22 protein-coding genes and 3 tRNA genes are annotated in these 20850 nt (G+C 64.1%); 12 read left to right on the forward strand and 13 right to left on the reverse strand.

Annotated features, from left to right (window positions below; translation table 11 throughout):
• Window positions 1–234: 234 nt before the first annotated feature.
• The 6 genes from DRB17_RS09105 to DRB17_RS09130 all read right to left on the reverse strand — a co-directional run bounded on the left by DRB17_RS09105 (window position 235) and on the right by DRB17_RS09130 (window position 4303).
• Window positions 235–1368 carry an AAA family ATPase gene (locus DRB17_RS09105; RefSeq protein WP_147274866.1) on the reverse strand — a complete coding sequence of 378 codons (1134 nt, stop codon included), beginning with the start codon at window positions 1366–1368 and terminating at the stop codon, window positions 235–237.
• Window positions 1365–1934 carry a hypothetical protein gene (locus tag DRB17_RS09110; RefSeq protein ID WP_114581901.1) on the reverse strand — a complete coding sequence of 190 codons (570 nt, stop codon included), beginning with the start codon at window positions 1932–1934 and terminating at the stop codon, window positions 1365–1367. The genes DRB17_RS09105 and DRB17_RS09110 overlap by 4 nt, the downstream gene beginning before the upstream one ends.
• Complete coding sequence (locus DRB17_RS09115) at window positions 1931–2176, reverse strand: hypothetical protein (RefSeq protein ID WP_114581902.1); 246 nt, start codon at window positions 2174–2176, stop codon at window positions 1931–1933. The genes DRB17_RS09110 and DRB17_RS09115 overlap by 4 nt, the downstream gene beginning before the upstream one ends.
• Window positions 2177–2337: 161 nt before the next feature.
• Window positions 2338–2550 (reverse strand): helix-turn-helix transcriptional regulator, encoded by a 213-nt coding sequence (locus DRB17_RS09120; protein WP_114581903.1) that lies wholly within the window; start codon window positions 2548–2550, stop codon window positions 2338–2340.
• Between the two features lie 41 nt (window positions 2551–2591).
• Window positions 2592–2981, reverse strand: a complete 390-nt coding sequence (locus DRB17_RS09125) for a hypothetical protein (protein ID WP_114581904.1) — start codon at window positions 2979–2981, stop codon at window positions 2592–2594.
• The gene (locus tag DRB17_RS09130; RefSeq protein ID WP_114581905.1) at window positions 2978–4303 is read right to left on the reverse strand and encodes a tyrosine-type recombinase/integrase; all 1326 of its coding nucleotides are present in this window, start codon (window positions 4301–4303) and stop codon (window positions 2978–2980) included. The genes DRB17_RS09125 and DRB17_RS09130 overlap by 4 nt, the downstream gene beginning before the upstream one ends.
• A 159-nt stretch (window positions 4304–4462) precedes the next feature.
• Here DRB17_RS09130 and DRB17_RS09135 point away from each other — a divergent pair.
• Window positions 4463–4530: transfer RNA gene (locus tag DRB17_RS09135), tRNA-Leu, on the forward strand.
• Window positions 4531–5009: 479 nt separating this feature from the next.
• Window positions 5010–6005 (forward strand): type II secretion system minor pseudopilin, encoded by a 996-nt coding sequence (locus DRB17_RS09140; RefSeq protein WP_114581906.1) that lies wholly within the window; start codon window positions 5010–5012, stop codon window positions 6003–6005.
• Between the two features lie 15 nt (window positions 6006–6020).
• Here DRB17_RS09140 and gspD read toward each other — a convergent pair whose 3' ends face one another.
• Together gspD and DRB17_RS09150 are read right to left on the reverse strand one after the other, a co-directional pair.
• Window positions 6021–8357 carry a type II secretion system secretin GspD gene (gene gspD / locus DRB17_RS09145; protein WP_114581907.1) on the reverse strand — a complete coding sequence of 779 codons (2337 nt, stop codon included), beginning with the start codon at window positions 8355–8357 and terminating at the stop codon, window positions 6021–6023.
• A gap of 124 nt (window positions 8358–8481) precedes the next feature.
• Complete coding sequence (locus DRB17_RS09150; RefSeq protein WP_114581908.1) at window positions 8482–9243, reverse strand: prepilin peptidase; 762 nt, start codon at window positions 9241–9243, stop codon at window positions 8482–8484.
• A 211-nt stretch (window positions 9244–9454) separates the two neighbouring features.
• On the opposite strand from DRB17_RS09150, the gene DRB17_RS09155 reads away from it, so the two are divergent.
• The 5 genes from DRB17_RS09155 (at window position 9455) to DRB17_RS20215 (ending at window position 13048) form a co-directional block, all read left to right on the forward strand.
• Window positions 9455–9712 carry a hypothetical protein gene (locus DRB17_RS09155; protein ID WP_114581909.1) on the forward strand — a complete coding sequence of 86 codons (258 nt, stop codon included), beginning with the start codon at window positions 9455–9457 and terminating at the stop codon, window positions 9710–9712.
• An 85-nt stretch (window positions 9713–9797) separates the two neighbouring features.
• Complete coding sequence (locus DRB17_RS09160) at window positions 9798–11900, forward strand: S9 family peptidase (protein ID WP_114581910.1); 2103 nt, start codon at window positions 9798–9800, stop codon at window positions 11898–11900.
• A 31-nt stretch (window positions 11901–11931) separates the two neighbouring features.
• Window positions 11932–12075 carry a hypothetical protein gene (locus DRB17_RS20210; RefSeq protein WP_153242370.1) on the forward strand — a complete coding sequence of 48 codons (144 nt, stop codon included), beginning with the start codon at window positions 11932–11934 and terminating at the stop codon, window positions 12073–12075.
• Window positions 12076–12242: 167 nt separating this feature from the next.
• Entirely contained in the window at window positions 12243–12884 is a 642-nt protein-coding gene (locus DRB17_RS09165) for an RT0821/Lpp0805 family surface protein (protein ID WP_193725731.1), read from the forward strand.
• A 23-nt stretch (window positions 12885–12907) separates the two neighbouring features.
• Window positions 12908–13048: a hypothetical protein gene (locus DRB17_RS20215; protein WP_153242371.1), complete on the forward strand. Its 141-nt coding sequence runs from the start codon at window positions 12908–12910 to the stop codon at window positions 13046–13048.
• A 19-nt stretch (window positions 13049–13067) separates the two neighbouring features.
• Here the strand turns inward: DRB17_RS20215 and DRB17_RS09170 are convergent, their stop codons facing one another.
• Together DRB17_RS09170 and DRB17_RS09175 are read right to left on the reverse strand one after the other, a co-directional pair.
• Window positions 13068–13433, reverse strand: coding sequence for a hypothetical protein (locus DRB17_RS09170; protein WP_147274867.1), 366 nt, complete (start codon window positions 13431–13433; stop codon window positions 13068–13070).
• Between the two features lie 127 nt (window positions 13434–13560).
• Window positions 13561–13785, reverse strand: coding sequence for a hypothetical protein (locus DRB17_RS09175; RefSeq protein ID WP_114581912.1), 225 nt, complete (start codon window positions 13783–13785; stop codon window positions 13561–13563).
• 235 nt (window positions 13786–14020) lie between these two features.
• On the opposite strand from DRB17_RS09175, the gene DRB17_RS09180 reads away from it, so the two are divergent.
• Window positions 14021–14107 (forward strand) — tRNA-Leu (locus tag DRB17_RS09180).
• Window positions 14108–14154: 47 nt separating this feature from the next.
• Window positions 14155–14241 (forward strand) — tRNA-Leu (locus DRB17_RS09185).
• Window positions 14242–14287: 46 nt separating this feature from the next.
• Here the strand turns inward: DRB17_RS09185 and DRB17_RS09190 are convergent.
• Together DRB17_RS09190 and DRB17_RS09195 are read right to left on the reverse strand one after the other, a co-directional pair.
• Window positions 14288–14785: an isoprenylcysteine carboxyl methyltransferase family protein gene (locus tag DRB17_RS09190; RefSeq protein ID WP_114581913.1), complete on the reverse strand. Its 498-nt coding sequence runs from the start codon at window positions 14783–14785 to the stop codon at window positions 14288–14290.
• A 5-nt stretch (window positions 14786–14790) separates the two neighbouring features.
• Window positions 14791–15735, reverse strand: a complete 945-nt coding sequence (locus DRB17_RS09195; protein WP_241503788.1) for a type III polyketide synthase — start codon at window positions 15733–15735, stop codon at window positions 14791–14793.
• Between the two features lie 345 nt (window positions 15736–16080).
• Here DRB17_RS09195 and DRB17_RS20685 point away from each other — a divergent pair, with 345 nt between their 5' ends.
• Entirely contained in the window at window positions 16081–17637 is a 1557-nt protein-coding gene (locus tag DRB17_RS20685; protein ID WP_241503789.1) for a DUF502 domain-containing protein, read from the forward strand.
• Between the two features lie 13 nt (window positions 17638–17650).
• Here the strand turns inward: DRB17_RS20685 and DRB17_RS09210 are convergent, their stop codons facing one another.
• Window positions 17651–18295: a DsbA family oxidoreductase gene (locus tag DRB17_RS09210; RefSeq protein WP_114581915.1), complete on the reverse strand. Its 645-nt coding sequence runs from the start codon at window positions 18293–18295 to the stop codon at window positions 17651–17653.
• Window positions 18296–18425: 130 nt separating this feature from the next.
• Here DRB17_RS09210 and DRB17_RS09215 point away from each other — a divergent pair, with 130 nt between their 5' ends.
• Window positions 18426–20063: an acyl-CoA synthetase gene (locus DRB17_RS09215; RefSeq protein ID WP_114581916.1), complete on the forward strand. Its 1638-nt coding sequence runs from the start codon at window positions 18426–18428 to the stop codon at window positions 20061–20063.
• Window positions 20064–20831 (forward strand): SDR family NAD(P)-dependent oxidoreductase, encoded by a 768-nt coding sequence (locus tag DRB17_RS09220; protein ID WP_241503790.1) that lies wholly within the window; start codon window positions 20064–20066, stop codon window positions 20829–20831.
• The last annotated feature ends 19 nt before the right edge of the window (window positions 20832–20850 follow it).

The raw sequence follows: 20850 nt of genomic DNA on the forward strand, positions 1-20850 counted from the left end.
CGATAAAAAAGCCCCCTATCCCGTCAATCCGACAAAAAAACCGCCACGCGGACCGGCCAAACCGGCCCTCGTCAAACTCCTCGCCGCAAATGACCGTATCGCAAAGGTCCCCCGTAGGGGGAGGGACCGGACACACACACCCCGGCATCATGGAAAATCAATGGCTTACGGAACACCGGAACAACCGGCAAGGAACCGGCATGACACACACCCACGAATAACCGGAAACGCACGTTACTGCGCGTCATGGCTGCACCTAACAATGCGTGTTTTCAGGCGTGAAGGTGGCCCGTAACTCTCGTTCTTGATGTCGCCATCGGAGAACAATCGTTGCATCGCCCGCTCGATGTCTCGCACCTTGAAGCGGCCCCGTTCGGGCATTCGAGATATGACCTTTGGCGCGTAGTTCCCTGCGTGCGGGCTTTCCGAAACGTGCGTTCCGCGTGCCGTGAGCTTATCCAGGCATTCAAGGAACACTGTCTCGGCTTGGCCGCGTTCGATGCTCGCCACCATGCCCGTGTCCGGCTGGTCGAGGGCGAACACGCCATCGGACCAGCGGAGGCTTATCGTCTCTCCCACGCTGGCGTAGTTCGCCTTTTTTGTGGTCAGGACGCGCGCATCGGGATCATCGTCGTCGTCACTGTCAGGCCGGGTGAAGTAGAGCCGTGAACGGACAGAATTATTCCATGCCGTGCTGCCGGCTTCGCCGGTCCCGGTATTCCGCCCCGACAGCGACGGGTGCGCGGTCAGCAAAACAGCGCCGTCCATCTCTTTTGCGAACGTCCGCAACTCGCGCACGAAGCGGCGTACTTGCGTGCGGCTGTTCTCGTTGCCCGTGAAAAAGTCGTGCAAGCTGTCGAGAACCAGGAACTGAATCCCGTTGTCCACGCAGTAGTTGAGGAGCCGAATGCAGAATGGCGTATGCTCCGGTTCGCCGTATGCCTGGAACTGCAATAGCTCCGGGTTGTCCTCAAGCGTATGGTCGATAATCCAGAGGTTTTCCAGGTCGCCGAAATCCGCGTTGTAGCTTTGCAGCACATCGGCAAGGCGGCGCATCATCTCGTCCTTGTCGTCCTCCATCGCCACGAACAGGACTTTCTTCGCCTCAACATCGCGCCCGAGGCACCGCCTTCCGAGGGCTTTGGCAACGGCGATCTGGAGGCTCAGAAGCGTCTTGCCCACACCGCCATCGCCGCTCAGCATGGTTACTTGGGTATCGGGGATGAGGCCCGGCCAAGCCCATCGGCGCGGCGGAATTTCCGCGTCCTGCCACGTCAGCGGGTCGTGCGGTGCCAATGGCCGGGTATTTGCTGGCATGGCTGCCGCCCGCCGCCGGGCCTCCTCTAACGGGATTGTCCTCTCGCTCACGCCGCCGCCCTCGCTTCGTCGGGAACCTCAAGGCGCGGCACCATCTGCGGCTGTCGCAACCGCCGGTCCAGCCAGTCGGCCAGTGCGAGGCTGTTGGCAACGACCCGCCCGCAGTCGCGCAGTTCGTCCAGGCCGTCGCTGTCCAGCAGCACGGCGCCGTCGCAGCCGGCTTGCAGCCAAGCCAACGGATTACTGAATAGATAGAGCGGCCTGTCTTGCTCCCACGCCACCGCGCTTCGCGCATCGTGGAGCGCCCATTCACCTGCGACGGTTGCCGCGCCGTGCCGCAGGTAGAACCGATCCGGCCTTCGATGATGAAACGCTAGTAAGTCAACAATCGTTGACGGGTCGCCTTCCCGGACCAGAACCGGCATGACGAACATCGGCTGCCCGGCCCCGGCCTCAGCCGGCGTCCAGGTGCCGTCAGGCCGCGCTTCCACGTCCATCACACCGACAGCCCCGGCCCGCAGGAAGGCGACGCCCGGCTCCACACCGAGACGCTGCCACTGCCGGATCGTCAGGCAGCGCGGGTCGCTCAACGCGATGTCCCATTCGCGCGCGATCATTGTTGGGCCTCCCTGAGATAGGCAGCCAACTCGCGAAGCGAATGCTCTAGCTTGTCGGCATCGGCCTCGGATACCTGCAATTCAAGGATGCGCTGGCCGACAGGTTCGCTGGACTTGAGGCCGTCCCTAACCTCTTCGTCATGCCACTTCCGGGCTTCCTCAATTTGCTTGTGTAGCCAGTTTGCGGCCATCTCCGCCCACACAGCGGGTGGTGCGGTCCAGTCGTCGCGATTGCTTGTCATGGCCGCACCTCCCGCGCGAGACGCGCCAGGACAACGGCGATGGCTTGCGAAAGATGGATGGGAGGGTTAGGCTTCGGCTTGTCCGCCTGCCGCTGGACATTCACCGAAGCCCCGGCCGCCGCCCCAACGGCGCCGGGGTTTCTCGTATCGGCTCCCATCGTTCACGCCGCCTCGCGCTGCTTGTCCAGCCAGCGGCGCAGTTCGTCCGGGTCATAGTAGAGCCGACCGGAGATTACGACGGCGCGCGGAAAGTCATCGAACCGATGACGCCAACGCCACAGTGTCGGTTCGCTGATGTCGCCAAGGATTCGCCTCGCTTGGCGACCATTGATAAGGGTGGAATGTTCTGCGGTGTCTGGCATTTCGTTCTCCATGAAGCCACTCGAATTGACTTGCATGGGGAACGTGGCAGAACTCAGCGGGAATTTGCCCCGGTGTTCCCATTTTTCTTTTCGAGGGCAGTCAAGCCTCGATTGATCGCCCGCCGGGCCGTGTCCGGCTTCATGCCGCGCTGCCGGCCGAACTCGCCTTTCGTCAGCTTGAACTCGTCAGGCGACCGCGCCGCCGCCGCAGCGAGGTAATCTTGCGCCAACGCGATGTCCCTGTCCTGGGTGGAACGGCTCTTGCCGCCTTCGCTGGCACCTGCGACCGACCGTTCGCCCTTGCGCGCCAACTCGCCAACCGGCCCCCGGAGGATGCGATCCTGAACCCTCTCGACAAACCAAGCCTGTCGCTCAGTTTGCTTGCTCATGCGCCGCATCATCTCGTCAGGTAGGGTGATCGGCTCCGGCTTTCGCTTGGTCATCGGCTCAACTCCACCACGTTCGACGGCAGCCGTCGCGTGGCTGCGGGGTGATCTGCAATGCTGTGGTTGATCGGCCAGAACATGTTAGCGATGTAGAGTTCCCACGCCTCCAACGCTTCGCGCATTTCCTTGCCGTAGGAATAGTGGTCATAGCCGGCCCCGGCACCCCGGTTCGGCACGTGGTCCAGCAGCAGGTCGCGCACGTGCGGCGGCACACCGAGGGCGCCCAGGCGCGTCTCAACGGTGTGTCGGATCGGGTGAAAGGCGAAATCGGATATGTCCGCCCGCTCCCGCAACGTGCGTTGCAGGCGCGATCCCGGCTCCAGATGCTGGCCGTCCTTGCGCCCCGGAAACACGTGCCCGTTGCCCGTTGCGCGGGGCAGGGCGCGGATGATCGCCAGCGCCGCCGGGGGCAGGGGAATAACGTGGGTGCGCTTGTTGCCGCGCTTGCGCCGCCGGTCCTGCGGGGGTGTCCAGATGCCGTCGCCGCCGATCTCCGACCACTTCATGGCCGCGACCGCCGACTTGCGCTTGCCCGTCAGGATCATCAGCTTGACCAGCGCGCCCGTGTGCCTACCAAGGCCGTCCGCCGCCTGCCAGAGCCGCGCCAACTCGTCATCGGTATAGACGCGGTCGCGGCTTTCCTCGCCGCTCCACGGCTTCCTGAGGCCGTCCAGCGGCGACTTGGCAACCTTCTCGATACCGGGTTCGGCGCACCACGCGAAGAACGTCCGCATGTAGGCAAAGGTGCGGTTCGCCATGTAGGGGGCGGGCGCGCGTTCGTCGTCGCCGTCGCGGATCGCCTCCAGCACGGCGCGAACGTCCTTCGCCCTCACATCGGCCAAGGGCTTGTCCGCCCATCCGGCCCCGGCCCGCAGTAGCGCGCGCTCCACCTCGTGGGCGGTCTTGTTGCGCTCCTGCCCGCGCTGGTAGCGACGCACGTATTCCGCGACGGCTTCCGCGTAGGTCTGCGGCCGCTCCGGCTCCGCATCCGGCTGCGGCAGGTGGTGACGACGCGGGTCACGACCGGAGAGACGCGGATCACGACCGGCGGCTACGTCGCGGGCCGTCGCGCGCGCCTCCTCTCGGGCGTCTTCGAGGGACAACGCGGGGTAGGGCGGCTTCAAGGTGTCCCGCCGGGGCTTGCCGTCGAGGCGATACCAGATGACGAACGTCCGCCGTCCGGTCTTGCTCACCCGCACACCGAGGCCCGGGGCAACGCTGTCCCAATGGTCGATCTGCGGCTTGCCGGCTTCCGGCAGGGCGCCCCTGCTGGGGGCGTTCTCGTCACCAAGAAACTTCGCCGTCAGCTTCCGTGCCATCGCGTCTGACTCCTATCAGCGGGCCTTTTAGGTTGCAGTTAGGTTGCAGATGCAGGTGGCAGGGCGTGCAACCTATCGCAAGGCCGTGAAAGGAGTATATCGGTGCAATTGCAGGGATTGCAATGGGTTTTGCGAAAGGCGGCGCACTGATTTGCAAGCGGGTGAAACGTGGTCGAAGCTGACTTTTAATCAGCGGGTCGCAGGTTCAAGTCCTGCCGGGCTCACCATATAGCTCTCCAATATATTTATCATAACGTGAATACTAAAAGTGTCGGAAGAGCATTCCTGGCCAATGGCGCCTTTCATCCAGCGGGCTGCGAGGGGCAGTCGGCGAAGCATCCACAGACAACGCACCATGTGCCTCCCGAGAGGAAGCAGGTCATAGCAAGATCGTCCTGCAGATTGGGCGCGACAAACCATTCGCTCAGTAGCGCAGCACCGAAGACGATATCACCAACGAACCCGCGGCACGCCAGCTTGAGTAAAACCCGGGCCTATGACACACTCATTTAGTTCAAATGTGAAGGCGTTTTCTACCGAGATGTCAGGCACTGAAGGCCTTCCGCGCCACTGGGCCATGCAACGGAAAATGGCGCGGAACCGGCCGTGATTCACTATCCGAAATGCCACTTGACCTAACCTGACGGGCGGCGCCAATTGCCGTCGACATGCAACGAAGCCGAGGCCTGCTGGAAAAGCCGACGGAATGAAGTCATTTATCGATACCTCCAAGACCGACCGTCTGCGCCGCCAGCGGGGCCTCGCGCTGGTTCTGGTGCTTTGGGTGCTGACCCTGATGTCGCTGATGGCCGCTGGCTTTTTATCGGAAACCCGGACCGAGGTGCGCGCCACTCGTAATCGGGCCGAGGTTGCCGAGGCGGAGGCGCTGGCCGATGCGGGTATCTATTTCGCCATCTCCCGGCTGTTGCAGGACCGGACAGGGGTTGCTGGCGATACGGAAGAGCCGGTGCCGGTTCCCGCCGATGGCCGGATCCTGGAATGGACCTTTGGGGGCGGCAAGGTACGCCTCAGCTTGCGTGACGAGATGGGCAAGGTCGATCTGAATGCGGCGCACCCGGACGTGCTCTGGGGCCTGTTGCAGGCCGTCGGCGTGCCGCGCGCGGAGGCACGCGTCATCGCCGCCCGCATACTGGACTTCCGGGATCCCGACGACTTGTCCCGCGTCGACGGCGCGGAGGACGCGGAGTATATCGCGGCCGGCCGGACCTACGGCGCAAAGGACGGCGCATTCCAGAGCATCGAGGAAATCGGGCAGGTTCTGGGCATCGACCGGACCCTGGCCGAACTGCTGCGCCCGCACATAACGGTCGCATCCGGCGTTCCCAGCGTGGCGGCGGAGACGGCGACGCGGTCAGCACTGCTTGCGCTTCCCGGTGTCCAGGCGGCGGCGGTCGATTCCTATCTGCTGGCCAGGGCGGAAACCCTTCCCGGCGACCCACCGCCGGCGCCGCCGCCGGGCCCGGACTATGTCCGCTCGACCCAGACCCGATACACCATCACCGCTGAGGCGACAACGGAAAGCGGCGCTGTCTTTCTCCGAGAGGCACGCGTCAGCCTCGACCGCATCCGCGCCGACCAAGCTTACGTCATCGAGCGGTGGTCGCAGCGCATGACCCGGCTGCCGGCGCAAAGCCCCGATGTCATCGCGGCCCTGGAGGCAGAGGCCCGGCGGGCACGCTGATCCGCCGGGGCACCCTCAATTTTCGCCGCTGCCGGCTTTGGCGTCAGCCGCGTCGGGGTCCGCACCATTGGCGTTCCGACCGCTTTCGCCCTGGCCATAGTTGCCGATGCGCTCCTGCAGGTTCTTGATGCCGCGCAGGCGCCGGCGGAGTTCGCGGGTAACTTCTTGCGCCTCCTCCTGATCGCGGACAACGCGAGGCGTCAACAGAACCAGTAGTTCGGTCCGCTCGCTGGCGACGCTGTTGCTGGAAAACAGGTTACCCAGGATCGGCACCTCCATCAGGATCGGCACGCCCGAGCGGGAATCCTCCTCGCTGTCCCGGATCAGGCCGCCAAGAGCTATCGTCTCCCCGGTCTGCACGGCCACGGAGCTGTCGATCTGGCGTTGCTGAATCGTCGGCGCGTCAATGTCGGAGGTCGTCGTCGTCACCACGTCGGAAACCTCCTGCCGCACGTCGAGGACGACAAGGCCGCTCGCATTCACATGCGGCGTGACTTCCAGGATAACGCCGGTGTCCTGAAACTGGATCGAGTTCACGATCGGGGCATCCGGGTCGGTGATGGATTGCGCCTGCTGCGTCGGCACCGGCACTTGATCGCCCACCTGCAAACGGGCCGTTTCGTTATCCAGCACCATAAGCTGCGGCGAGGAGACCACGTTGACGTTGGTGATCTCGTCCAGGGCGTTCAATGCCGCCCTGACGTCGCCGCTCTCGAACAGGTATGAGAAACCGGGGAACGTCGAGGAAACCGCGCCGTTCGAGATATCGCTGAAAGTGACCGACTGCGTCGTGCCGCCCTCATCCGCCTGGAAAAACCAGCGAAGGCCGTAGCGCAGGCTGTCGTTGAGTCTCACCTCGGCAATCGTGGCCTCGATCAGCACCTGCAACGGCACCAGGTCGAGTCTGCGCAAGGTCGACTCAATCATCCGGTATTCCTGGGCCTTCGCCAGGATCAGAAGCGCATTGTTGCGCGTGTCGGCGATGATGCGCGGGCCGTCTTCGCCGCCGCCTCCGCGGGACCTCTCCACCGAGCGGGCGCCGCTTCCGCTGCCGAAACGGCTCCCCGACGTGCGCGAAGTCGTTGCCGAAGCCGAGGAGCCCGCGTCCGTGGAAGTATCGCCGCCATCGCCCTCGCTCGATCCGCTGGTTCCGCCGCTCTGCGATGATGTGCCAAAGCCGCTGCCGCCAAAGCCGGAACTCGACAGGATGCCAGCCTGCCGGCCCGGCGCAACCTCCGAGCGGCGGTCGCCACCGCCCGTCGTGGAGACGTCGAACACCTCGCCAAGCACCTCGGCAAGATCGCCGGCGCGGGAGTTCTTCACGTGATAGACATAAAGCTGTCGCTCGCCCTCCGCGCCGCCACGGTCGAGACGCTCGGTCCAGTTCTTCGCTTTCCGCAGATAGGCCGGCTGTTCGCTGATCACAAGAATGGCGTTCATCCGCTGAATTGGCAGGAAGCGAACCAGACCGATTTGCGGGCCGTCGTCACGCTGCCCGAAGATGGTCTCCAACTCCTCGGTAACATCCTCCGCGTCGGCGTTGTCGAGGGGCAGCAGGGCGAACGACATGCCCTCCATCCAGTCGACGTCCAGGGTCTCGGCCATTGCCACGAGATCGCGTGCCTCGCTGCCGGGGCCGCGGAACAGCAGGAGGTTACGGGCTTCGTCGGAGCGCAGCTTTCGCCCCGGCGCCAGGAAGGTTTCGAGTGTACCCTGCATAGCCTCGGCCGAGGCGAATTCCAGGGGAATGACGTGCAGCGCGAAAGCCGCGTCACCACTGCGCTCGTCCCCGGCAACGACCGGTGCCAGGGAACCCGCGGCCTCGACCGGGATGATGCGATAGACGCCCTCGGTGCGTACCAGCGCGATACCGTTCATCGCCAGGATATCCTCAAGGGCCGGGATAACCTGGTTCCGGTTGAGAGGGCGGGCGGTGCGCGCGGTGATCGTCCCTTCGATCTTCGGGCCGATGGCGTAGTTCACGCCGAGTGCCTCACCGAGGACAGCATCCACGACCTTGCGCAGGTCGGCGTTCACGAAGTTCATCGTGTAGCCGCCCTCGGCCTCTTCGACCTTGACGCTCGCCGCCCTGGCCGCCGCAAACCTGCCAGTGCCCGGGTAGAGCTCGGCCTCCTTGGGCGGCAGATCGCCCGGCTCCGGCTTGTCCTTTTCGCTGTCCCGCGCTCCGGCAAGGCCGTCGCCGCGAAGCGGACGGGTTTCGACCGCAGTCTCGCCCCGCGACTGCTGGCTTTGCGCCGCCGGCCGTGCCCCGTCGCGACCGAATACGCCTTCACCCCCGAAACGGCCGGACTCGCAGCCGGCCAATGCCGCCAGAAGGCAGACGCCCATCATAAAACGGCGCGCGTGATGACGTGCCCGCGTCAAAGCTTCCCCCCGATCTCGATCATCTGTTCGGACCCCCAATACACCCAGCGCGCGATACTGGCATAAGCCTTCTCCCTATTCCAGCAATGCGTTATCCGAACGATTGGACCGGACCGAAGCTCCACACAAGCCAGAGGCCCGCCGCAAGGAAAGGTCCAAAGGGCATTTTACGCTCCCCACTGAATCCGCCGTTGCGATAGGCCGAAACTCCGGCCGCCGCGAGGCCGCTGGCCGCGGCGACCAGGAGAACGCTCGGCAATCCGGCGATGGTTGTCCAGGCGCCGGCGGCCGCGAACAGCTTTGCGTCTCCCAGTCCAAGTCCCTCGCGGCCCCGCACAAGGCGATAGATCCAGGCAACGGCGGTAAGCAAGGCAAAGCCGCCGACCGCGCCAAGCACCGCCGGGGTCACCTGCCATGGCGCCGCCGCGTATAGTACCACCGGCCCGGCTGCGACCAAGGGAAGGACCAGCACGTCGGGAAGCAGAAGGTGGCGGCGATCGATCTCGGCGGCCGCGAGCAGGATCCAGCCCAGGACCGCACTGGCCCAGGCAAGCCAGCCGGGAAACAGCGCGACGCTCCATACGGCGACCGCCAGGGCGGCAAGTTCCACCGCGGGATAGAATAGGCCAAGCGCGGTTCCACACGAGCGGCAGCGCCCGCCGCTGGCAAGCCAGCTTACCAGCGGCACGAGTTCGATGGCTCGAAGGCGACGCCCGCAGTACGGGCAGGCCGAGCGGGCGGTCACCACGGGACGTTCGGCGGGCAAGCGCAGGATCAGCGTGCCGAGGAAGCTCCCGACCGCTGGCGCGGCAAGAAGCAAGACGATATCGCCGAAGGCGAGGGGGGCGAGCACGCGGACCTCTTACACGTTTCCTGTTCGATACGAATCGTTGTGCCGCGTTCCAGCGAACGGCGCAATGCCGGCATCGCCTTGCCATGATGGCGTGCGTCGCATGTTATGCCGATTCCGCAATGGGGCTGCCAGACTCGACCCGGAATCACTATATTGCTCGTGGGCGCTTATTTTGGCGTCCTTCCACCTGAACCAAGGGAGATCGGGCGGAATGATCCAGCTCAGAGGTCTCGGCGCACTGGTGATGCTCGCCTTCTACGCGGCGGCGGGGCTGGCGCTGCACCTCATAATCTATGGTCCCGTCGATTGGTCCGATGCGTTTGTTTATGTCGTGATGGCGTTCTGGCCGCTTCTGCTGGCCTGGGAGATCTTCAAGATCGTCGTTATCGTCGGCGTCGTCGTGCTGGCCGGACTGGGCCTCTACTGGCTTGTCCGCGGCGGCATCGCGCGTCTGGGCCGGCGCATCTGAGCGCCTTCTCGCCAACGGCCCATAAGGCGTCGGGTCCGAAGGGCCTCGTCAAGTTCAACCCTATCCGATATAACCCCCGTCCGTCATGAGCAATCCACCCGACACGCCGGCTGGCAACGATGTCGTACGCGTTTGCGGCGACATGGAGCTGCCCGATCCCTACAAGTGGCTGCGCGCCTCTAACTGGCAGGAGGCGCTGCGCGACCCCGGTTGCCTGGATGACGCGATCCGGCGCCACCTGGAGGCAGAGAACGGTTATCTGGAATCTGAATTGGCCCCGGTGGCGGCGCTGCGCGAGCACCTCAAAGGGGAACTCCGCGCCCGCATTCCGGAGCGGGAGGCGAGCGTTCCCTTTGCTGACGGCGCCTATGCCTACTACACGCGCTATGAAGAAGGGCAGCAGCATCGCCTCTACTGCCGCCAGCGCCGCGAGGACGGCAGCGGGGCCGGGGAAGAGATCCTGCTAGACGGAAACGCCGAGGCCGAAGGAGAGGACTTCTTCCGCGTCGCTGGTTCGGAGCACAGCCCCGATCATCGCTATTTTGCCTATGCGGTCGACCTGACGGGTTCCGAATACCACCGGTTGCGCGTCAGGGATCTGGAGCGCGCCGAGACGGTGGATACCGGGGTGGACGACCTATCGGGGGATATCGCCTGGGCCAACGACGGACGTACGCTGTTCTATACGACGCTGGACGCCAACCACCGAGCGTCGCGCGTCTACCGCCTTACGCTCGGCGAAAGCAGGCCGGAGCTTGTCTACGAAGAGCACGATCCAGGCTTCTACCTTGGCGTCGATATCACGGAAAGCCGGCGCTTCATCGTAATCCACGCAGCCGATCATGCCGATACGGCAGAGGTCAGGGTGGTGGAAGCCGACGCGCCGAAGAGCGCGCCCATCCTTCTGGCGCCGCGCCGGACAGGCCTGGATTATGAGGTCGGCGAACACGGTGGACAGTTCTATATCCTGACGAACGCCGACGGCGCGCTGGACTACAAGATCGTCACCGCCCCCGTTGAGTCGCCGGCGCCCGAGAACTGGCGGGAACTTGTGCCGCACCGTCCCGGCGTTCTGATCCGGCGGCTGCTGCTTTTCCGAAACCACATGGTTCGGCTGGAGACGGCTGAGGCGCTTCCTCGTATCGTCGTCCGCGACCTTGCCAGTGGAGACGAGCACACGATTGCCCCTGATTCGGACGATGAAGCCTATTCCTTTGCTATCCATCGCGGCTACGAGTTCGACACCGCGACGCTTCGCCTGACCTACGCCTCGCCGAGGCTACCGCAGCGTACCTATGACTACGACATGGTGGCGCGAAGCCGGACGCTGCGCAAGGAACAGCAGGTCCCAAGCGGGCACAAACCAGAGGACTACGTCGTCCGGCGCTTGAATATTCCCAGCCACGACGGCGTGGGCGTGCCGGTGACGGTCCTGCACCGCCGGGATGCGCCGCCTGAGGCGGGCCGGCCGCTCGTGCTCTACGGCTACGGCGCCTACGGCATCACGATACCGACTGCATTCACGCCCGATCGCTTTACTCTGGTGGATCGCGGCATCACCTACGCCGTCGCCCATGTGCGCGGCGGGACGGAGCGCGGGCACGGGTGGTATCTGGACGGCAAGCTCGACAGGAAAACGAACACCTTCCACGACTTCATCGCGGTTGCCGAGGGACTCGTGGACGCCGGCTATGCAAGCGCCGGGAATATCGTAGCAAACGGGCGCAGCGCCGGCGGCATGCTAATGGGCGTGGTGACGAACTGGCGGCCGGAGCTGTTCCGTGCCGTTGTCGCCGAGGTGCCCTTCGTCGACGTCCTCAACACCATGTGCGACGCCGAACTGCCCCTGACCCCGCCGGAGTGGCCGGAATGGGGCAATCCCTTAGAGGATGTGGAGGCGTGCCGGCGAATCGCATCCTATTCCCCTTGCGACAACGTTGCCCCGCGCGCCTACCCGCACGTTCTGGCCACCGCCGGCATCGCCGATCCGCGCGTCACCTATTGGGAGCCGGCGAAGTGGGTAGCACGGCTGCGCGCCAACAATACAGGAGCTCGGCGGATCCTGCTTCACACCAACATGACCGCCGGTCACGCGGGTGCGGCAGGTCGTTTCGCGCGGCTGGACGAGGTGGCGCTGGTCGATGCCTTCATTCTGATGGTGTGCGGGCTGGCGGACGAAACGGTTTAGAGAGCCGCTTTTTCCTTGGAGTGTGACGGGCATGACGCGGACACCGCTGGACGTCGTCCAAATGGCGCTGAGCTGGTTTCTATACGGCCTGACGCTCGCCCTTTACCTCGTTTTTGGCGGATTCACGGTCGGTATTCTCGTTGGATTTATCTGGTCGCTGCTATCTTTACTTTGATCTGAGTAGTAGATGATTTATTAATTTTTGAACAGCACATTCACGCTAACGATAGATTGCTGACAAATGGGCTGTGACTTTTGGCGGCCATTGGTTGCCTGGCTGCAACGGGTCGTGTCTACAGTGCCCTTCTTTTGTGTTCGGCGCACTTAAGCTGGAGGATGTCTATGCGTTCGATGTGCCGTCCTGTCGCGGCCAGCGTCTTGGCGCTTGGCCTGGTCTTTCAACCTTATGTGCTGGTTCCTGCCGTGATGGGTGTTACGCACGCGCAGGCGGAGCCGCCGCCGTGGGCTCCGGCGCATGGCTATCGGGCCAAGCATGGGCACAAGCATAAGCACAAAGGTCGGCGAGGAGGGGATCGTTATTACGATGATCGAACCCAAGTCGACCGGACGTTCGGTATCCTGGACGGAAACTGCAATCGGGAGCTTCTGGGGCAGGTGCTTGGTGGCGCTGCCGGCGCGGCCGTCGGCTCGCAGGTCGGAAGCGGCTCGGGCACGACAGCGGCAATTGTCGGCGGCGCCATCATCGGCGCGCTGATCGGCGGACAGATAGGACGCCAGATGGACCAGGTCGACCAGAATTGCGTAGGGCAGGTTCTGGAGCACGCCGAAACCGGTCAGACCGTTAACTGGCAGAATCCCGATGATGGTGGACAGTACAGCGTGACGCCGCGAGAGACCTATCAGCGCGGCGATGGGCGGTACTGCCGGGAATACACGGCCAAGGCGCGTGTCGGCGGCGACTCGCAGACCGTCTATGGCACGGCATGCCGGCAACCGGACGGCAGCTGGGAATTGATCAGCTGAAGAGCGTCGGAAGGAGCTGAGAGATGAAGGCTGCACGCCTAGCCGCGGTGATCGCGCTGGGGGCGATGATGTCGGCCTGCCACTTCGCAGGCCACCTGCCGCCCGGGCAGGTCAAGAACGCGATCGATCCGCCGCCGGGGCAGGCGAAGAAGAGCGACGATTAGCGCCTGCGGTACACCGGGTTCAGTATGTCCTGCAAGGATACTCCGCCTGCAGGACGAGCGTCACCACGCGGGACATCTGAATATCCGCGGGCCATGGCTCATCGCGCGATGGATTCGTGATCTCTCGGAGAACGAGATCCTCGAATCGCGATCCTTTCCTGATCTCGTCACCTTCGGGACAGAAGGTCGGCTCGGCTTTGTCTTGCGACTCGAGGACATCCTGCAGCATCACGATTCCGTCCCGTAGGCCACCCATGTAACTGCGCAGCAGCGAACTGCCGCCCGGCATCGCCGCGTAGTTGCGGAACTGTTTCAGGGTCATTTCCGCGTGCGCGGGCGTGGCTAGCATAATCACGGCGAAGGCGGCACAGGCGAATCGCAGCATGGGGGCATCCTCGAAGACGGTCTGTCGGTCGACTGGCTGAAACGGGGCGGGCAACAACCCGCGGCCGCGTTCCGTTCCGGTTTAAAACACTAACATCCGCGCGTGGCGGCGCGAACCCTCGCGGTTTTCAATGCCCGCCTGCATCGTCGTCGTGGCCGCTGCGATTGGAATAGAAAACGAGCGCCATCAAGCCGATTCCGACGGCCAGCGAGACGAGCACGCCGCCGACCATCGCCAGGATTCCGCCCGAGGACATCTCGACGTCGCCCATCTGGATCCAGGCATAGGCTACGACGCCGATGACGGCCGCCATCGACCCCACAAGCACCAGGGCAATTTGCCAAGCTTTCATTACAGAGCAGTCCTTTGCTTTTTATCACATGAGCATGAATCCGCGCGCCGGCGCAACCCATCGCAGAATGTGGCAAATCGCCTCTTGCAGCCTGCCTCGGCGTGCGCTACATGTCCCGCGCATTGCGGGCATCGACCTGCACCCCAAGCTCCCGATAGAGATTCGGCCTCGATAGGCCGGTGGTCGAGCCGGAGTGGAAGGGTTGCGGTAATCGGGGCGTGCAATCGTCGGATTGGCGGCTGTGGCGGAATTGGTAGACGCGCAGCGTTGAGGGCGCTGTGGGGGAAACCCCGTGCAGGTTCAAGTCCTGCCAGCCGCACCATCCGCCCTGGCAGGACGGAGCGATCCGGCGTACAAATGATGTGCCACGCGGCTGTGGCGGAATTGGTAGACGCGCTAGCTTCAGGTGCTAGTGGGCAGTAGCCCGTGGGGGTTCGAGTCCCTCCAGCCGCACCATCTCTTCTTTTCCGAGAATACTGCAAACGATCTGTGAATGGCGTGACTAGCCTTCGCGGCTTGCCAGCGCCTGCTCTTCGACGCGCAGGCGCCAAAGCAGCACTGCTGCATTCGCGACGCTGAAAGCGCCGGCGATGCCCCAGGCGCCGAAAGCCGCCGGCAGAACCGCGATCTCCAGCACAACGATCAGGTAGTTGGGGTGGCGCAGGTAGCGATAGGGGCCTTGGCGCACGCGCGGTGCGCCCGGAACCTCCATCACACGGGTTGTCCAGTAATGGCCGAGGCTTACGATGGTCCAGAGGCGTCCCGCCTGCAACACCACATAGAAACAGAGAAGCAGCAGCGATACTTCCGCGTTGGGTGGCACAATCATAAAGATGGAGCCCAGCCACGCGGCGTGCAGCAAAACCAACAACGGATAGTGCCCAGCGCCGCGTTCGATCCCGCCGACCGCGCGCAGACGCCGTTCGTTGCGGCGGGCGTAGATAACCTCAGCTAGACGCTGGGCCGCCACAAGAAGCACGACGAACTGGGGCAAGCCCATGGCGTCTAGCCCGCGTCCGGATAAAGCAGGGCGAAACCGGCTGAGAAACCGGGGCCGAACGCCGTGGCGAGCACTGGGCCGTCGGGATGCTGCTCAAGTATGTCGCGAAGCACGAACAGCACGGTGGGCGCGGACATGTTGCCGTAGTCCCGCAACACGCGCCGGGCGGCCGTCAACCCCCCCGGCGGCCGGGCGAACGCTTCTTCCAGCGCGGAAACGACCTTTGCCCCACCTGGATGGCAGGCGGGAACTGCAATGTCGCCCCGGCTCAGCGACTGGCGGGCCAGGAAGGCGTCCAGCACGGGTCCAAAATCGCGCCTGACCAGGCTTGGAATGTCGCGGGAGAAGAGAACGCCGAGGCCGTCGTCCTCCACGTGCCAGCCCATGACATCGAGCGTGTCCGGCCAGGTGTGCTCGCCCCAGTCGGCAATGAGGGGTCCGGCATCGCCGGGAACGGTGCTCAGTAGCGCGGCCGCCGCGCCGTCGCCGAACAGCGCCGTGGCAACCATATTGCTTTTCGATTCGTCGCCGGGCCTGAATGTCAGGGCGCAAAGTTCCACCACCAGCAACAGCACACGCTGGCCGGGGCGTGCACGCGCCATCGCCGCCGCCCGGCCGAGCCCAAGCACGCCGCCACAGCATCCCAAGCCGAAGACCGGCAGCCGTTCGATATCGTTGCGAAGGGGCAGCCATTCCATCAGGCGAGCATCGAGGGCAGGGGTCGCGATCCCCGTTGTAGACACGGTCACGACCGCATCAATTGCCCCTGCCGACAGGCCCGCATTCTCCAGACACTCGCTAGCCGCCCTGGTCAGAAGTTCGAGAGCATGTTGCTCGTAGAGTGCGTTGCGCGCCTTCCAGCCGACCTCCTGCCCGTACCAGTCGAGCGGCACGCACGAATAGCGCCGCTCGATGCCGGCGTTGTCGTAAACCGGCAACAGCCGAGCCATCTCGCTGTCATTCCGGCGAAAGATAAGACGCGCACGTTCACGGACATCGCCCTGATCCAACGGATAGGGCGGCACGGCAGTCGAGAGGCCGGTGAGCCGAACTTCATGCGGAGGAGACATGCGCGCTGCGTTCGCTTCTGTGAGGTTTCATGAAGGCATGTTAAAGATGGGGCATGGCTCACGAAGTTTCGAGGCGTGAAGGCCCCACAACCTAGCGAGCGAGGAAATGCGGCCAGCGGTCTGCACCGGACTTCGCATGCGGGGATGTCTTATGCAACCCTGTGATGGCGGGCGCAGCGCGCTATATAATCAGGTACTTAGGCCGCAGCGTTGCGATCGGGGCGAATGAAGGAAGACGAGTCGAATCAGGATCGGGAGGTTCACGAGGAAACCTCCGGGCATCCCGGCCCGCATGGCCTGATCGCGCCGGCACACGGCAGTGGCCTGGGTGGGCGGCTGCGCAACTATTTCCTTGCCGGACTCCTCATCACCGCACCGATCAGTATCACGCTGTGGCTGACGTGGGAGTTCGTTTCCTTCGTCGATGCCACATTGACGCCGCTGATACCGCCACCGTGGCGGCCGCGCACATATCTGCCATTCGATCTGCCGGGCATCGGCCTCATCATCGCCGGTGTCGGGCTCGTCGCGATCGGCATGCTGGCAACGGGGCTGATCGGCCGCCTGGCCATGCGCGAAGCGGAACGGCTGGTCGACCGGGTTCCCATCGTCCGCTCGGTCTACAGCGCCATCAAGCAGATCTTCGAAACGGTTCTAGCGCAGCGCTCCGTCGCGTTCCGGCAGGTCGTGCTGGTGGAATTCCCGTCGCGCGGGTTATGGGCACTGGGTTTCATCACCGGCACCACGAAGGGCGAGGTGCAGGAGCTGACGGACGAAACGGTGGTCAACGTCTTTGTTCCGGCGACGCCGAACCCCAGCACCGGCTTCCTGATGTTCGTGCCGAAGAACGACGTCCGTCTTCTTGACCTGACGGTGGAAGAGGCGGCGAAGCTCTTGATCTCGGGCGGCATCATCACGCCGCCGGCACGCGCCGAGCCGCTGACTGACGGGCAGAGCGAGCCGGGCATCGTTGCCGAGAGCGATATCGGTACGGAAATCGGCACTGGCGTCCTCGAGAAGCATCTGCACGAGGCCGAGGAAAAGAAGGAGGAAGGCGAGCACCGAGGTCACCGTTTTGGCCTGGCGGTGAGGCTGCGCAACTATTTCCTGGCGGGCGTGCTGGTGACGGCGCCAATCTCGATCACGATCTGGCTTACCTGGAACATCATCGCGTTCGTAGACGCCCGTGTGACGCCGCTGCTGCCGCAGGCGTGGGATCCGGATACCTACTTGCCGTTCTCCGTGCCGGGACTGGGTGTGCTGATCGTGGTTGGCGTGCTGACGCTCGTCGGCATGTTCACAACCGGGATCATCGGCCGGATGATCATGGGCTCGTACGAGCGGCTGTTGAGCGCCGTGCCGGTTATCCGCTCGGTCTATGGCGCGACCAAACAGATCTTCGAAACCGTACTGGCGCAGCGTTCGAACGCATTTCGGCAGGTCGTGCTCATCCAGTACCCGCGGCCGGGCGCCTGGTCGCTGGCGTTCATCACCAGCGACACCAAGGGCGCGGTTGAACGCGCGGCACCCGAGGACAGCGTGAACGTCTTCCTGCCCACGACGCCCAACCCCACATCGGGCTTCCTGCTATTCGTCCCGCGCCGGGACGTGCAGGTCCTGTCAATGACGCCCGAAGAGGGGGCGAAGATGATCATCTCCGGCGGCATCATCACGCCGGAGCATCGCAAGCCATCCGAAGAGGGAGACGACGGCGAGCCGGAACCGGAGCCGGAGGACGAGCATGCGGTTGCCGCCCAGCAGTGGACGGGCCGGCGCGCGTGAGCGGCGGCTATTGCTATTCAGCCGCCGGCGTTGCTTCCTCGCGCGCCAGATCGAATAGCTGGAACAGCGCCTTCGGCTCCTGCGCGCCCGACATGGCGTAATGACCGTTGAAAACAAACGTCGGCACGCCCTGGATTCCAGCCTGGCGCGCCTGCCTGTCCTCTTCGCCAACGAGGTCGAGTGCGCGCCCCTCATCCAGGAAGGCCCGGGCCGCCGCGGTGTCGAGGCCGACATCGCCGGCGGCTGCGATCAGAACCTCGGTATCGCCGATGTCGGCGCCTTCGATGAAATAGAGGTTGAAAAGCCGCTCCACGAGCGGATCCTGGTCGCCCTGCTCGGCGGCGAAGGCGAGAAGCTGGTGGGATTTCAAGCTGTTCGGCGTGCGTGCGATGCGGTCGAACGCAAAAGGGATCCCCTCCGATTGCCCCGCTTCGCGAACGGCGCCGTAGACCCGTTCGGCATTCTGCGAGCCGCCGAACTTGCGCTCCAAATAGGTCCGGCGGTCCATACCCTCGGCCGGCATGTCCGGGTTAAGCTGGAACGTGCGCCAGCGGACCGTGAGCCCGGGCTGCGGCCGCTCGGCCAGGGCACGTTCGAGGCGCCGCTTGCCGATGAAGCACCACGGGCAGACCGTGTCGGAGAAGATGTCGATGCGCATTCGTTGCCTCCTGTTCCGCCCTCTGACATGGGGCTTGACCCTGGCGGATTGCAACAGAAGGATAGCCCGGACTGCGATATCGAAACACAAGCGCGGCGTTCGATAAAAAATATGGCATGGGAAGGGTGTAATGACGACTGAAGGGGCGCATTCGATTTTTGAGAACGGACTTGATAAGAATACTGCAAACTATGTTCCGCTGTCGCCACTCAGCTTTCTAAAAAGGTCGGCGACCGTATACCCTGACAAGATTGCCGTCATACACGGGGCGAAAAATTACACCTATCAGGAGTTCTACACGCGCTGCCGGCGGTTGGCCTCGGCACTTGCCCGCCGCGGCATCAGGCGAGGCGATACCGTATCCGTCCTGGCCCCGAACGTCCCGGCACTCCTGGAGGCACACTACGCCGTACCGATGCTGGGCGCGGTCCTGAACGCCCTGAACGCGCGGCTGGACGGGGCAAGTGTCGGCTTTATCCTGGAACATGGCGAATCCAAGGTGCTGATTGCCGATACCGAATTGAGCGATACTACCAGGACAGCACTGGAGCGCACGGGCGCCCACCCTCTGGTGGTGGACAACGTGGATCCGCTTGCCGACGGCGGTGAACGGATCGGCGAACTTACCTATGAAGAACTGTTGGAGGAGGGCGATCCGGACTTCGACTGGCGGTTGCCTGACGACGAATGGCAGGCGATCTGCCTCAACTACACCTCCGGCACGACGGGGAACCCAAAGGGTGTCGTCTACCATCACCGGGGCGCGTATCTGAACGCGCTTGGCAACCTGATCACCTTCGGGCTCGACGGCGGCACGATTTATCTCTGGACCCTGCCGATGTTCCATTGCAACGGCTGGACCTTCACCTGGGCTGTGACGGCGGCGGCGGGCACGCACGTTTGCCTGCGTAAGGTGGACCCGGCCCTGATCTTCCCGATGATCCGCGACCATCAGGTGACGCACATGTGCGGCGCGCCAATCGTGCTCACCATGCTGGCGCATGCCCCGGCCGAGACGAAGTTCGCGTTCGATCACAAGGTTCAGATCGCCACTGGTGGCGCGGCGCCGCCGTCGGCCGTCATTCGCAAGATGGAAGACCTGGGCTTCGAGGTGCTGCACCTTTACGGCCTGACCGAAAGCTATGGCCCCTCGACAGTGTGTTCCTGGCAAAGCGAATGGAACGACCTGGACCTGGAGGGCAGGGCGGCGAAAATGGCACGACAGGGCGTCGCCCACGTGACGGTGGAAGACGCCAGCGTCCTGGACCCGGAGACGTTGGAGCCGGTGCCGTGGGACGGCGTGACGATGGGCGAGATCATGCATCGCAGCAACACCGTCATGAAGGGCTACCTGAAAAATCCCGAGGCGAGCGAAAAGGCTTTTGCCGGAGGCTGGTATCACACCGGCGACCTGGCCGTGCAGCATCCCGACGGCTACATCGAGGTCAAGGACCGCTCGAAGGACGTCATAATCTCTGGCGGCGAGAACATCTCCAGCCTTGAGATCGAAGAGGTGCTATACAAGAACCCGAAGGTGATGGAAGCCGCCGTGGTGGCGAGACCCGACGAGAAATGGGGCGAGACCCCGTGTGCGTTCGTTACCCTGGCGGAGGGTGCGCAGGCGGACGCGGAGGAGATCATCGCCTACTGCCGGGAGAACATGGCGCATTACAAGGCGCCGAAAAGCATCGTGTTCTGTGCGCTGCCCAAGACCTCGACGGGAAAGATCCAGAAGTTCGTCCTGCGCGAACGCGCGAAGGAGCTTTAGGTGTCCGCATCCATGTTCGACCTTGCCGGCAAGACGGCCATCGTCACCGGCGCCTCCAGCGGCCTCGGGCGCCACTTCGCGCTGACGCTGGCGAAGGCGGGTGCCAAGGTTGCGCTTGGCGCCCGCCGGACTGATCGGTTGCGCGACCTGGAGGCCGAGATCGCGGCCTTCGACGGGCGGGCGATCCCCATATCGCTCGACGTCACCAGCGCCGACAGCGTGCGAGAGTGCGTCTCGTGCGCGGAGACGGAACTGGGTCCCATCGCCATCCTGGTAAACAACGCCGGCGTGGCCACGACCGGCGAAGCGCTGAAGCTCAGCGAAAGCGACTGGGACAAGGTCGTCGACACCAACCTCAAGGGCGCCTGGCTGGTGGCGCAGGAAACGGCCAAGCACATGGCCGGCATGGGCCACGGCGGAAGCATCGTCAACATCGCCTCCATCCTGGGGTTGGGCGGGATCGCACAGGTTCCGGCGTATGCGGCCAGCAAGGGCGGTCTGATCAACTTGACGCGCGCCATGGCGGTGGAGTGGGCGCGCCACGGCATACGGGTGAACGCGCTGGCTCCCGGCTATGTCGAGACCGACCTGAACCGCGCATTCCTGGAAAGCGAGGCGGGGCAGGCATTGAAGAAGCGGGTGCCGCAGCGGCGCTTCGGCGTGCCCGCCGACCTCGACGGACCGCTGCTGCTACTGGCCTCGGACGCTTCCGCCCACATGACGGGGAGCATTCTTACGGTCGATGGTGGGCAGTCCGCGTCCCTTTAATATCAAACGGCTAAAGAGC

It is taken from the genome of Ferruginivarius sediminum, assembly GCF_003344765.1.
In the GTDB taxonomy this organism is placed as follows: Bacteria; Pseudomonadota; Alphaproteobacteria; order Kiloniellales; family Rhodovibrionaceae; genus Ferruginivarius; species Ferruginivarius sediminum.